Here is a 12,676-nt window from a genome sequence, read left to right on the forward strand (position 1 = left end):
CCATGGCCCCAGGTCACCCGGTTCCCGCAGAGGCCGCCGACGCGTCGGCGGCCTCCTTCAGCGCGCTCCTTCGCGCGCACCGGGATGCCGCGCGGCTGACCCAGTCGGAACTCGCCGCACGGGCCGGGCTCGGCGTGCGCACGGTCCGGGACCTGGAGCACGGACGAGCGGCCCGCCCGCAGCGCAGCACGGTGGAACTGCTGGTCGGTGCGCTGTCGCTGACCGGCGACGCGGCCGCCGAGTTCCACCTCGCCGCCCGCGGCCAGGTGTCCACGCCGCCCGCCCGGCCCGCGTTCACCCTGCCCGCGCCGCCGGAGCTGTACGGCCGCGCCGAGGAGTCCGCCGCCCTGATCGAGCACCTCGCCGCCCAGCCCGGCCTCACCACGCTGGTGGGCCTGGCCGGGGTGGGCAAGAGCGCACTCGCGATCACCGTGGCGCACCAGGCGCAGCAGCGGTTCCCGGCAGGCGTGCGCGCGATCAGCGTCGCCGCGGGGGACACCGTCAACGACGTCCGTGACGTGATCTGCGCAGTGCTGGAAGTCGCCCGGCCGGCCGACCTGCCGACCCGGCTGGCAGAGCCGGTGCTGCTCATGCTGGACGCGGTCGACCGCTCGCCGGACGCCTCCCGGACCGTGCTGGCCGAACTGTTCGCCGTCGCGCCCATGTTGCGGGTGCTCGCCTCGGCACGGGCTCCGCTGGGGCCGGTGGGCGAGCAGGTGTGGCCGCTGGGGCCGCTGGCGCTGCCACCCGCCGGGACGCGGTCGCTGGCCGAGGCCGAGCGGCACCCGGCGAGCGCGCTGTTCCTGGCCAGGTGGCGGCAGGTGCGTCGCGCGCCCGCCGACGTCGAGGTCGAGGCGCTGGTCACGCTGGTACGCCGGCTGGGCGGGCTGCCGCTGGCCATCGAGCTGGCCGCGGCGCGGGGCCGGGTGCTCGACCCGGCCGAGATGCTTGCCCGCTACGGCAACCGGCTGCTGGAGCTGGGCAGCGCCGACGTCGCCGCCTCCCCGCCGGTGGTGACCCTGCGCGACGTGGTGACCGCCAGCTACCGCCTGCTGGAGCCCGCGCAGCGGGAGGCGCTGCGGCGGCTGGCCGTGTTCGGCTACCGCTGGTCCGTGGAGCTGGCCGAGGACCTGCTCGGCCCGCAGGTCGACGTGGTGCCGGTGCTGGAGCGCCTGGTGGAGCTGGGGCTGGTGCAGGTGCGCGGCTCCGGCGCGTTCCGCTTCGTGCTGCTGGACGTCGTGAAGGAGTACGCCACCGAGCAGGCCGCGGTGGCCGGTGAGCTGGCCGAGGCACGGCGGCAGCACGGCGTGGTCTTCGCCCGGTTCGCGGCTCGCACCGCCCCGACGATGGTGGGGCCGACGCTGGCCGCGGCGGTGGCCCGGCTCGACGACGTGGCCAGTGATCTGTGGGCGGCGCTGGTCCACGCGGCCGAGCACGACCCGCACACGGCGCTGTGCCTGGCCTCGAAACTCCCCCGCTGGTGGCGTTTCCGCGGCCGGGACCAGCAGGGCAGGCAGTGGCTGCTGCGGCTGCTCGACGATCCGCGCACCGCCGACGCCGATCCGATCGTGCGGGCCTGGGCGAACCTGGGCGTGGTGCAGCTCGCGGCCGAGCACGGCGCGGGCCGGGCGGAACTCGCCCGAGGAGAGACCGCGCTGGCGGCGTTCCTGCTGGTGGGCGACGTGACCGGGGAGCTCGCGGCGCGCGGCGTGCTGCAGGTCGTGCACCAGAGCGCGGGGGAGTACGACGACGCCCGCCGCCACGGTGAGGCGACTCTGGCGCTGGCCACCCGCACCGGCCGGGTCGACGACATGGCGGTGGCCCAGCACAACCTGATCTGGCACGACCTGCGCGAGGCCGATCTCGCCGCGGCACAGCGGCGGCTGGCCGCGGTGGACCGGCTGTCGGCGCGGTCCGGCGAGCACAAGCTGCGCGCACTGGCGCGGGCCAACCTCGCCGAGGTGCTGCGCCTGGACGGCCGCTACGACGAGGCGGTGCGGGTCGGTTTGCAGGCCGCGGAGATGCTGGCCGAGGTCGGCAACCCGGGGGAGCGGCGGCGGCTGGTGGGCGTGGTCGGGCTGGCGTACGCCCAGGGCGGGCGGCTGGAGGAGGCGGAGAAGACGCTGTCCGACATCCGTGCGGCGCTGGTGGAGGAGCCCGGTCCGGGGCCGGACATGCTCGACGCGGCCGAGCCCGAGGAGGACTGGCACTGCGCGATGATCGAGGCGACGGTGGCCTGGCAGCGGGGTCACCGCACGCTGGCGGCCTCGTGGTTCGCAGCGGCGGCGCGGCTGACCAGCGGCCTCAACGACCGGCGGGACATGATGGAGGCGCTGGTCGGGCTGGCGGCGACCAGCAACGAACCCGCCGAGGTGGTGGCCCGGCTCTACGAGCTGCGGGACAGCACGGGCATCTCGCTGACGCCGCACGCGCTGGGACTGCTCAGCCATCTGTGAGCGCCGCCGTGGCTTGCCATGTGGATCCCGCCACGCGGTCTTGATCGGTGTCATCCTGCGCTGCGCTCCAGATGACACCGAGCGGCCGCTTCGAGGCGCTGGGTTCGGCGCGGGCGGCCCCCCGACGGTGATGTCCCTCCGCGGCCCGCCGTGGCGAACCGCGCCCCCCGCCGTCTCCGCCCGCGCCGATGCAGCCCCCGTGAAAAGGCCGGCCGGACCGTCCTCCCACAGGGCCATGACGCTAGCAGCCCGGTTCACCCGATTCGGGGCTTTAACCGTCCTTTCTGGCACGTCCTCGGCAGTTCTGCCGCCGGTTCTGCCGCAGCGGCAGCAGTGCCGCGCCGCAGAGGATCGTCACTGGTCATGAACGCCCGCGGTCGCCTCCGGGCGGACCGCGTCGCGCACCACGCGCAGGCCGACCAGCAGCCCCTGCAGTTGGCGCTGGGTCAGCGGGCCGACGAGCCATTCGTCAAGCAGTTCCAGGTGGCCGGGGATGGTCTCCTGCAGGCGGGCCAGGCCTTTGCTGGTGAGGGCGGCGTATGAGCTGCGCCGGTCGATGTCGCAGGGCACCCGGCAGACCAGGGCTTCCCGCTCGAGCCGGTCGATCATGCGGGTCACCCCGCTCGTGCTCATGGAGGTCTGTCGGGAAAGGTCGGTCATGCGCAGTCGTCGCGCGGGTGAGCGAGCCAGCCGCAGCAGCACTTCGAACTCGACCGGTGCCAGGCCGTGCGCGGCGAGCTGCTCCGCGCAGAGGGTGTTGAGGCTGGTGTACGCCTCTGTCAAAAGGCCCATGGCGGTGAGCCTCGAATCCTCGAGTAGCTCCATTTCCGCATCGTATATGGAGAGATGGCACATTTGTTGCCCTTCGTTTCCCGCAGAGTGGGACGACGGGCGTGCCAATCGGGACGACCACCCGATACGACTGTCGCTCGCGAAACGTACTCTGAGGGTTCGTTTGGTGACCGTGCGTCGGGGAGGGCTCATGGGCAAGGACGTTTCGCTGCAGACGTTCAGCCGCCAGGAACGGGAGCACTACCGCCAGAAAGTCAGGCGCTGCCTGGACGTGTTCGCGTTGATGCTCAACGACTTCAGCTTCGATGCCGACCACCCGACCACCGGGCTGGAGATCGAGCTGAACCTGGTCGACGCCGAGCACCTGCCGACGATGGTGAACGAAGAAGTCCTGCGCGACCTGGCCGATCCCCAGTTCCAGACCGAACTCGGACGGTTCAATCTGGAGCTGAACGTGCCGCCGCGGCTCATCTCGGGGGACGGGCTGGTGCAGTACGAGCAGCAGATCATCGAGAGCCTGCGCCGCGCGGACACGCACGCCCGCAAGCACGACGCGGCGCTGCTGACCATCGGCATCCTGCCGACGCTCACCACCGACCACACGGTCACCGAGAACCTGTCCGTGAACGGGCGCTACCGCTCGCTCAACGAGGAGATCCTGGCCGCCCGCGGCGAGCAGATCGGCGTCGACATCAGGGGAGCCGACCGGCTGCGCATCCGCACCGACTCCATCGCACCCGAGGCCGCCTGCACCAGCCTGCAGTTCCACCTGCAGGTGTCGCCCGCGGAGTTCGCCGCGTACTGGAACGCCTCGCAGGTCATCGCCGGGGTGCAGGTCGCGGTCGGCGCCAACTCGCCTTACCTGTTCGGTCATCAGCTGTGGTCGGAGACCCGGATCGCGCTGTTCGAGCAGGCCACCGACACCCGCCCGGACGAGCTCAAGGCCCAGGGCGTACGCCCCCGGGTCTGGTTCGGCGAGCGCTGGGTCACCTCGATCTTCGACCTGTTCGAGGAGAACGTGCGCTACTTCCCGCCGCTGCTGCCGATCGCCGAGGAGGAGGACCCGCTGACCGTGCTGCGCGACGGCGGGGTGCCCCGGCTGGGCGAGTTACGGCTGCACAACGGCACCATCTACCGCTGGAACCGGCCGGTCTACGACATCATGGGCGGCCGGCCGCACCTGCGGGTGGAGAACCGGGTGCTGCCGGCCGGGCCGACCGTGGTCGACATGCTGGCCAACGGCGCGCTCTACTTCGGACTGGTGCGCGCGCTGGTGGAGGAGGACCGTCCGCTCTGGACACAGCTGCCCTTCAGCGTGGCGCAGGACAACTTCCACGCCGCCGCCCGCCGGGGCATCGTCGCGCCGGTCTGGTGGCCGCGGCTCGGCGAGATCCGGGTGACCGATCTGGTGCTGGAGATGCTGCTGCCGAAGGCGGCGGAAGGGCTCGACCGCTTCGGCGTCGACCCGGCGCAGCGCGACCGGCTGCTCGGCATCATCGAGCAGCGCTGCCTCACCGGGCAGAACGGCTCGACCTGGCAGGTGGCCACGGTGCGGGCGCTGGAGGCGGCGGGCGCGACCCGGCCCGCGGCGCTGCGCGCCATGGTGGGCCGGTATGCCGAGCACCAGCGCACCAACGAACCGGTGCATACCTGGCCGGTGGGCTGACTCGGCCTGACAGCGGATGGCGTGATCGACGACCTCGGGGGAGTGTGCAGCCGTGACCGGTGAGCGGAGTGACGTCAGGCCCTGGGCGCTGCCGGCGACCCTGGCCGTGCTGCTGGCCGCGGTCGCCGCGGCGGCGCTGCCACCGTGGCTGCCCGGTCAGGCGCCACGGCCGTCGTCGACGTACCTGCCGACCGCGCGCGTGCCCGCTCCGCGACCCGCGCTCACCAGCGCCGGAGCCTCGCCGAACCGGGCACCCGCGCCGAGCCGTGTCGGGGCGTCGCCGAGCCGGTCATCCGTGCCGAGCGCGTCGGCCGCTTCGCCGACGCCTGCGGGCGGGCCGTTCGTGCCGCGCACGTTCACCGTGGTCGGCAGCGGCGATGTGCTGCTGCACGGCGGGCTGTGGCGGCAGGCGCAGCAGGACGCGGGCGGCCGCGGGTACGACTTCGCGCCGCTGCTCAAGGGCGTGCGCCCGGTGATCGAGGGGGCCGACCTCGCCATCTGCCACCTGGAGACGCCGCTGGGCGGCCCGCAGGGGCCGTTCACCGGATACCCGATCTTCAAGGTGCCGCCGCAGATCGTGCCCGCCCTGCGGCAGACCGGCTACGACGCCTGTTCCACCGCGTCCAACCACTCCCTGGACGGGGGCGAGGCGGGCGTGCGCCGCACCCTTGCCGCCCTGGACGCGGCCGGGATCGCCCACGCGGGCATGGCTCGCAGCCGCGCCGAGCAGGACCAGCCCACGATCGTCACGGTGCGCGGGGTCAAGGTGGCGCTGCTGTCGTACACCTTCTCGTTCAACGGACTGACCCGGCCCAAGGGCAAGGAGTGGCTGGTCAACTCGCTCGACCCGGAGCGCGTCCGGCAGGCCGCGAACGGGGCCCGGCGGGCCGGGGCCGAGGTCGTCATCGTCTCGATCCACTGGGGCACCGAGTACCAGCAGCGGCCGAACGAGCAGCAGGTGTCCGTCGCCCGCCGGTTGCTGCGCGACGGCGCGGTCGACCTGATCCTCGGCCACCACGCGCACGTGGTGCAGCCGTTCGAACGGATCGAGGGGCGCTGGGTCGTCTACGGCATGGGCAATCACGTCTCGAACCAGAGCTTCTCGGCCGTCACCCGGGACGGGGTGATCAGCCGGTTCACCTTCCTGGAAACGGCGCCCGGCCGGTTCACCGTGTCGGAGGTCGCCGCGCTGCCGACGTACATGCAGCTCGACAACGGGCCGGCCCGGGCGCTGCTGGTGACCGCGTGCCCTGCGGCCAGCCGTGCGGACTGCCGGGCCAGCGGCGAACGCTCCGCCCGCGTGCTGCGCTCGCGCGGTGCCGGCAACGTCGGCATGGTCGTGGTGCGCTGATAGGCGCCGGGTGAGCGGGTCTGGACCCCGTCAGCGCTTCTTGCGCGGCTGACGCGGGCCCGGCGGGTCCGCGACGGGGGATACCCCGCTCGGGCCCGTGGACGGCATGGCGCCGGTCGCGCTCGGCTCGTCCGCCGGTGGCTGCGCCGCGGTGTCGTCCGCGGTCGCCTTGGCGACGGTGGCCCGGCCGGCGGCGGTCCTGCCCGATGCGGGCTTGTCGGACGCGGCCTTGTCAGAGCTGTCCCCGGCCGCGCTGTTCTTGTCGGAGGCCTTCTTGCCGGAGCCGGTCTTGTCCGGGACGGGCTGTGCGGGCACGGCCGGAGCGGGCGCGGCGTCGGATCCGGTGTACTGCGGCGGGACCGGCGCGGCCGGCGCGGTGACCGGCCGGGGGCGGCGCGGGCCGCAGAGCACGAGCGCCAGCACCGAGCCGAGCAGACCGGTGACCACCGCGTACGGCGCCACCAGGTGTGCGGAGAGCTGATCCGGCAGCGCACCGGTCAGCCTCGGCGCGGCCAGCAGGTAGGCCACGGCGACCAGGGCCGGGCCGGCGGCGCCGGAGAGCGCCACGCCCGCCTGGCCGTCGCGGCGGCGTGCGGCGGGCAGCGCGGCGAGGAAGCCGATGACCACGGCGGCGACCGCGGCGATGGCCGCGCCGGGCAGGTAGACGCTCTTGAACCAGGGCCCGTCCGTGGTCACCGGCCAGGAGCCGAGCTGCGCGACGACGGGGTCGCGCCCGGCCGCGATGCCGTCGGCCACCGCGGTGACCGCGAGCAGCCACAGCCATCCGCCGGTGGCCAGCACGTTCGCGGCGATCGAGCGGGCGACCAGGGCGGCCACCGAGATGAACAGGCCGAGCAGCACCCCGGCGATGGCATAAGCGCCGACGATCAGGTGCGGCGCGAACGTGTCGGCGCGCTCGGCCACCCGGGCGGGCACCGCGGTCAGCGCCACGACGACCAGGCCGCCCAGCGAGGCGGCGATCGACAGCGCGGCGCGGCGCAGCACGCGGACCGCTGTCGACGACTGGACAGTCGGTTGGCCGACGCGATCGGCCACTACGGCACCGAGCACCACCGACAGGGCGGAAATCCACACCGTCCAGGCCAGACTCGCCAACCACGCGGCCTCGTCGCCGCCGTGCACGGTGGGCACCCAGGAGAAGACTCCCAGGCCGTAACCGACGCCCAACTGTGCTGCTCCCGCAGCGGCGGCAACGCCCGCCGCGACGGCGACCGAGCTCAGTCCCAGCCGCGTACCCGGGCCCTGAAGTGACATGACGCGAGCGTATAGCAATGCGAGGGCGGTTCGTGTGAACGGTTTACTCTCGTTGCGGCGTAGCGTTCGCCGGGCGTACCCCAAAGAGGAGACCATCATGACCGACCCGTGGGCACAGACGGCGCCGCTGACGCCGCAGCGACCACGCGGGTTCAGCCCCGGCACCGTCGCCATCCTGGCGACGGCCACCGTGCTGCTGGCCGTCGCGGGACTCGCGATCGGATGGTTCGCGGCCGGCGACGGCGATCCGGCCGCCCAGCCGAGCGCCAGCCCGACCGCGGTGATCTCGCCGACGCCTGACGCGTCGCCGAGCGAGCAGCCCTCGCCGAGCCCGACGGTCGCGCCGAGCGCCGCCTCGCCCGCACCCGGCGGCCAGGTGATGCCCGACGTGAGCACCCGGGAGTTCCGCGAGGCTCGCGCACAGATCATCAAGGACCTGAAGGTCAGCGTGACGGTCAAGTTCGTGGAGGAGGCCGGCACGCCGCACACCGTGCTGCGCACCGAGCCCGCAGCGGGCATGTCGGCACCGAGCGGTACTCACGTGCGTCTCATCGTGGTGGGTCCGGTTTTCGAATTCGACATGCCGAACGTCGTGGACAAGCCGTGCGACGCGGCGAAGACCGAACTCCTCGCGGCCGGCCTGCGGATCGGCAAGTACGTGAGCGGGCGTGACGGAACCGTGCGCGAGACCTCGATCCCGGCGGGCGACAAGGTCAAGTGGGACGACACGGTCGACCTGACCTGCTCGGTGGCGACCGAGCCTTCTCCCGCCACGGCAGGCTGACGACGGTGCGCGGGGTGCGCCGCACGCCACGTGCCCTGGTGAGGCTTAACCGGACCGGCGACGTGGTAGGACCTCTGCATGTCCGATGAGCAGCGGCACGACGACAGCGATCCGGCGGCGGGCGGGAGCGGCCCGGGGCCGTCTCCCGACGAGACCGCCCCCATGCCTGCTCACCGCCGGGACGGAGGGCCCGAGTCCGACGACGAGGCGACGACAGTGCTGCCCGCGGGCGGGTCGGCCGACGACGAGGCCACGACCGTCCTTCCCGCGGGTGGGCACAGCCCGGACGATGCGACGACCGTGCTGCCCGGGGGCGGCCGAACCGGCGACGAGGCGACGACCGTGCTGCCTGCGGGCGGGCCCCCGGGCGTGCCTCCGGGAGGCGAGCCGACCTCGGTGCTGCCGCCCGTCGCCGGCCGTCCGGCACCGGCGGACGAGCGCACCTCGGTGCTGCCGGCCCAGGACGTCTGGACCGGCCGTGCGGGCGTGCCCGCCCGGGAGTCCGGGCCGATGCGCGGTGCCACCCCGCCGCCGCCCGGCATCGAGTACGGCGAGGGCCAGCGCACCTGGCGTGCGCCCCTGGTCATCATCGGGATCGCGCTGCTGCTGCTGGCGTTGTTCGCGGTGGCCGCCTGGCTCGCGCTGCGCGGCGGCGGGCCCGCGCCGGTGCCGAGCACCTCGCCGACCCCCGCGCTGACCTCGGCCGCGCCCAGCAGCGCCGCGCCGAGCCCGTCGGCGTCGGTGTCGCCTTCACCGGCGGCGTCGACGGTCGCGGTGCCGTCGGACCTGGTGGGCATGTCGCAGCAGGAGGCCATCGACGCGCTGAACGCGGTGGGCCTGAGCCCGCGGATCACGCTGCGCGCCACCGATGAAGCCGATCCGGGCACCGTGGTCGAGGTGGACCCGGAAGGCGGCTCGGTGGTGGAGGCAGGGGACACGGTGACCATCGTGGTGGCCTCGGCCCCGGCCAGCCCGTCCGCCGAGCCGAGCCCGAGCGCGGAGGCGAGCCCCAGCCCGGACGAGGACTGACCGCAGCACACGAGCGCGCCCATGCCGTGCTCGGCATGGGCGCGTTCTGTTCCGGTAGGCCGGCGGGTCACCACTGGCGGCGCCGGTGGGTGACGATGACGATCCCGCCCAGCGCGAGACCGATGCCGATCATGCCGGTGGAGATGAGCGAACGTGCCATCAGCTCGGGTGGCACGGAGTGGGCACTGACCACGGCGGGCGCCGCTGCCTGCCGCGTGGTGGATGCGTCCGCGACCGTTGCGGCCCGCACCTCGGTCGTCCCGGCGGTAGCCGGCACCGGCGTGAAGAACGCCGCTGCCAGCGCCGCACCGCACAGTGCGGCCAGCCGGTGGGACCGATGTGGAATGGTCGCCCGGGACTCGCGTCCAGAAGCGATCGTTCGGTTGTCCATGGCGCCGTCCCCCGGGTGAGCGGGTGCCGTGCCACGCGAGGGCAGACGGTAGTGACTCGTCGCGGCCGCCTGCGGACCGCAGCCGACCGGGCGAGTCGCCACCGTCGTTCAACTAGGGTTATTCGAGCGTAGATCCGTTATGGCCGGGCCGGAGGCCGATCGCGAGAAATCCTCAGCGAGCGCCCGCGGTCGCGGGACGCAGGTGCGGGGTGCGGCTCAGTGCGGGGCGCTGGCCGATGCGGCCGGGCGCCGTGCGGGCGCGGGCCGAGGCGCTGTTGTCGGGCACGATGCGCAGGCCGGCGCGCTGTACGAAGATCGAGCGGCGTTCCACCGCGTCCCCGGCGGCGTTGAGCTGGTAACCGTCGAGCCAGACCCAGCCCTCGTACGTCGGCCAGTCGTGCACGCGGATCACCCGGAACATCATCGGGCGCAGGAACTGGACGCTGGCTTCGCGAGTGACGTGGAGGATGTCGCCGGCTTGGGGAGTCACCTTTTCTCCTTGCTCTCTCGTACCGGTGCGAATGGACAACACGTAATCGGGAGTCGCTCGTTGAACGCTAGAGGTGAAGCTCCGCCCACCGTGCGTGATCATGAAAACGGAAGATCAGCACAGCGGGGGCCATAACAGACACTGTGCCGGAAGACTTTGCTGAATGCAAGTTGCAAAGTGCGTATGCGCACTGGTGTCCTTCGTCCGGTATGTGACAAGCTGGTGTCGGTCTCCCCGGTGATGCCGAGTCGCACCCTCTGTGCGTTCGGCCGGTTGAAGATTCGCCGATCGTCGGAGCAGACTCGCAACACGACATAGGCAAGTTCCATCGGGCGGGGGCATCGACTTTCGTGCCTCCGCCGACGTGCGTCGCGGAGGTGCGCCGTGACAACCCGACAGAGCCCGACCGTGCGCCGACGAAGACTCGGTGCCGAACTGCGCAAGCGGCGCGAACATGCCGGCATCACGCTGGAGTTCGTGGCCGAGAGGATGGAGTGCTCACAGTCCAAGATCTCGCGGATCGAGACCGGGCACAGCTCGGTGACCAGTCGCGACGTCCGCGACATGCTGACGATCTACAACACGCCGGCCGACGAGGTCGACGTGCTGGTGGAGATCGCCAAGGAGGCACGGCAGAAGGGCTGGTGGCATCCCTACAGCAGCGTGCTCGTGGGCGCTTATGTCGGGCTGGAGGCCGCGGCCAGCTCCATCCGCGCGTACGAACAGCAGGTTGTCCCCGGCCTGCTGCAGTCAGCAGATTATGCCGAGGCGATGATTCGCGGCGCCTGGCCGGACTGGGACGAAGAAGCGATTATGAATCGTGTCCGTGTCCGGATGGGCCGTCAATCGTTGCTCACGCGACAAGACGATGCGATCAGGTTTCAGGTGGTGCTCGATGAGTCGGTGGTGAGCCGGCCCGTGGGCGGCGACGAGGTTATGCGAGACCAGCTTCGACTACTGGCCGAAGCAGCCTCGTGGCCTAACGTGACCTTGCAGGTGTTGCCGTTCGAGGCAGGTCCACACGCCGGTATGGACGGTACTTTCGCCATCCTGGAGTTTCCCGAACCGGGCGACTCAGATGTCGTTTACGCGGAGAATGCGACCGGGGGACTCTTCCTGGAGAAAAACGACGAGCTGGGGAAGTACACCAAGATCTTCGAGAACATCCGGAGGGCTGCGTTGAGCCCCGAGGAGTCCGCCGAGCTGATCGCACAACTGGCGGAGGAGCCACTATGGAAATCGAGACCAAGGGGTTTCGAGTCGATCTGAGCGAAGCGCGTTGGTACAAGAGCACGCGGAGTGGGCCGAACTGCGACAACTGTGTTGAAGTCGCGTTCGTTGGTGGTGCGATCGCGTTGCGCGACTCCAAGAATCCCACCGGGCCGGCACTGATCTTCACGCCGGACGAGTGGGACGCCTTTGTGGAGGGTGCCAAGGACGGGGAGTTCGATCTCTAGGTCGAATCCCGCACCTTGTGACAGCTCTGGATCACGCTTACGGAGGACCCTCTTCCGCGCCACCCTCAAGGGCGCCGGGGAGGGTCCTTCGCCATCTCGGTCACAGCAGCACCCGGTGCAGGTTGGCCCGCCGCCGCTCGATCATCGTCTCGCGGGCGTGCTGCAGCCACTCCCGGCGCGTGCCGGGCTCCGGGGGGTAGTCCAGCCCGAACTTGAACCAGGCGGGTGGCTGTGCCATCCGGGCGTACCGGTCGATCAGGTCGTCGAGCACCCGGGTCAGCTCCACCCGCGCGTTGCGCCCGGCCTCCAGCGTGGCGCGATGCGCCGTGAGGTAGTCGGCCCGCCGGTTGGCGACGGCGCGCAGCCGCCCTCGGATCTCCTCGATCCGCCCCCGCTGGATCGCGGTCAGCACCGCGGCGGCCCGGTCCTCACGCAGGTGCCGGGCGAGCGCGGCGCGGTGGCGGGGCCGTAGCCACGACGACGGCTGGGCGAGCGCGGTGATGGTCGCGTGGATGCGCGACTGGACCTTCTGCTCGGCCTCGTACGCCTCCTGGCAGCGCTGCTCGGCGAGCGCGACCTGGCGCGGGTCCGGACCGGGCGGCGCGGCCGCGGCGACACGCTCGGCCTCCTCGACCAGGCGCCACAGCCAGCGCTCGTCGTCGCCGATCTCGTCCAGCGGGTCGAGCGGGGCGACGTCGTCGTAGGGCTCCCGGGCCGCCGGGACCAGCGCCTGGGAGTGGGCGCGTGCGGAGTCGGCGCCCTCCTGGCCGCAGTGCGGACAGGGCAGCTGCCGGACGAGTCGGCTGATCTCGCCGATGAGCTGCGCCGGCGTGACCTGAGATGGCAATGGTGTGGACGCCGGTTCAGCGACCATGGTGGTTCCCCCGCACGTGATGCACAACTGGTTAGCTTGCGCTTAGTCACGCAAGCAACACGTGCAGTGACGATCGCGGGTAGACCGTCGCCTGCATTCCGTTGCGGTCGT

Annotated in this window: 12 protein-coding genes; 7 read left to right on the plus strand and 5 right to left on the minus strand. The window is 72.2% G+C overall.

Translation table 11 applies throughout. The annotated features are described in order from the left end of the window. Positions 1 to 2: 2 nt before the first annotated feature. Positions 3 to 2,456: an ATP-binding protein gene (locus HAV39_RS08280; RefSeq protein ID WP_191838570.1), complete on the plus strand. Its 2,454-nt coding sequence runs from the start codon at positions 3 to 5 to the stop codon at positions 2,454 to 2,456. Between the two features lie 354 nt (positions 2,457 to 2,810). Here HAV39_RS08280 and HAV39_RS08285 read toward each other — a convergent pair whose 3' ends face one another. Beyond that, positions 2,811 to 3,248 (minus strand): MarR family winged helix-turn-helix transcriptional regulator, encoded by a 438-nt coding sequence (locus HAV39_RS08285; RefSeq protein WP_239120833.1) that lies wholly within the window; start codon positions 3,246 to 3,248, stop codon positions 2,811 to 2,813. A 190-nt stretch (positions 3,249 to 3,438) separates the two neighbouring features. On the opposite strand from HAV39_RS08285, the gene HAV39_RS08290 reads away from it, so the two are divergent. After that, complete coding sequence (locus HAV39_RS08290) at positions 3,439 to 4,914, plus strand: glutamate-cysteine ligase family protein (protein WP_120317553.1); 1,476 nt, start codon at positions 3,439 to 3,441, stop codon at positions 4,912 to 4,914. A 52-nt stretch (positions 4,915 to 4,966) separates the two neighbouring features. Continuing rightward, the gene (locus HAV39_RS08295; RefSeq protein WP_239120832.1) at positions 4,967 to 6,265 is read left to right on the plus strand and encodes a CapA family protein; all 1,299 of its coding nucleotides are present in this window, start codon (positions 4,967 to 4,969) and stop codon (positions 6,263 to 6,265) included. 30 nt (positions 6,266 to 6,295) lie between these two features. Here HAV39_RS08295 and HAV39_RS08300 read toward each other — a convergent pair whose 3' ends face one another. Continuing rightward, a complete protein-coding gene (locus tag HAV39_RS08300) occupies positions 6,296 to 7,540 on the minus strand; it encodes a hypothetical protein (RefSeq protein WP_191838572.1) in 1,245 nt (414 codons plus the stop codon). Positions 7,541 to 7,637: 97 nt separating this feature from the next. Between HAV39_RS08300 and HAV39_RS08305 the strand changes: the two genes are divergently transcribed. Together HAV39_RS08305 and HAV39_RS08310 are read left to right on the plus strand one after the other, a co-directional pair. After that, positions 7,638 to 8,324: a PASTA domain-containing protein gene (locus HAV39_RS08305; RefSeq protein ID WP_191838573.1), complete on the plus strand. Its 687-nt coding sequence runs from the start codon at positions 7,638 to 7,640 to the stop codon at positions 8,322 to 8,324. A gap of 78 nt (positions 8,325 to 8,402) precedes the next feature. Continuing rightward, positions 8,403 to 9,353 (plus strand): PASTA domain-containing protein, encoded by a 951-nt coding sequence (locus tag HAV39_RS08310; RefSeq protein ID WP_191838574.1) that lies wholly within the window; start codon positions 8,403 to 8,405, stop codon positions 9,351 to 9,353. Between the two features lie 67 nt (positions 9,354 to 9,420). Here the strand turns inward: HAV39_RS08310 and HAV39_RS08315 are convergent, their stop codons facing one another. Both HAV39_RS08315 and HAV39_RS08320 read right to left on the minus strand, forming a co-directional pair. Next, positions 9,421 to 9,744 (minus strand): hypothetical protein, encoded by a 324-nt coding sequence (locus tag HAV39_RS08315; RefSeq protein WP_191838575.1) that lies wholly within the window; start codon positions 9,742 to 9,744, stop codon positions 9,421 to 9,423. A gap of 172 nt (positions 9,745 to 9,916) precedes the next feature. Beyond that, positions 9,917 to 10,234, minus strand: coding sequence for a hypothetical protein (locus tag HAV39_RS08320; RefSeq protein ID WP_191838576.1), 318 nt, complete (start codon positions 10,232 to 10,234; stop codon positions 9,917 to 9,919). Between the two features lie 384 nt (positions 10,235 to 10,618). Here HAV39_RS08320 and HAV39_RS08325 point away from each other — a divergent pair, with 384 nt between their 5' ends. Further along, entirely contained in the window at positions 10,619 to 11,503 is an 885-nt protein-coding gene (locus tag HAV39_RS08325) for a helix-turn-helix domain-containing protein (RefSeq protein ID WP_191838577.1), read from the plus strand. Further along, positions 11,473 to 11,691, plus strand: a complete 219-nt coding sequence (locus HAV39_RS08330; protein ID WP_120321590.1) for a DUF397 domain-containing protein — start codon at positions 11,473 to 11,475, stop codon at positions 11,689 to 11,691. The genes HAV39_RS08325 and HAV39_RS08330 overlap by 31 nt, the downstream gene beginning before the upstream one ends. 100 nt (positions 11,692 to 11,791) lie before the next feature. Here the strand turns inward: HAV39_RS08330 and HAV39_RS08335 are convergent, their stop codons facing one another. Further along, a complete protein-coding gene (locus HAV39_RS08335) occupies positions 11,792 to 12,565 on the minus strand; it encodes a hypothetical protein (RefSeq protein WP_191838578.1) in 774 nt (257 codons plus the stop codon). Between the last annotated feature and the right edge of the window lie 111 nt (positions 12,566 to 12,676).

Source organism: Catellatospora chokoriensis (genome assembly GCF_011297315.1).
In the GTDB taxonomy this organism is placed as follows: Bacteria; Actinomycetota; Actinomycetes; order Mycobacteriales; family Micromonosporaceae; genus Catellatospora; species Catellatospora citrea.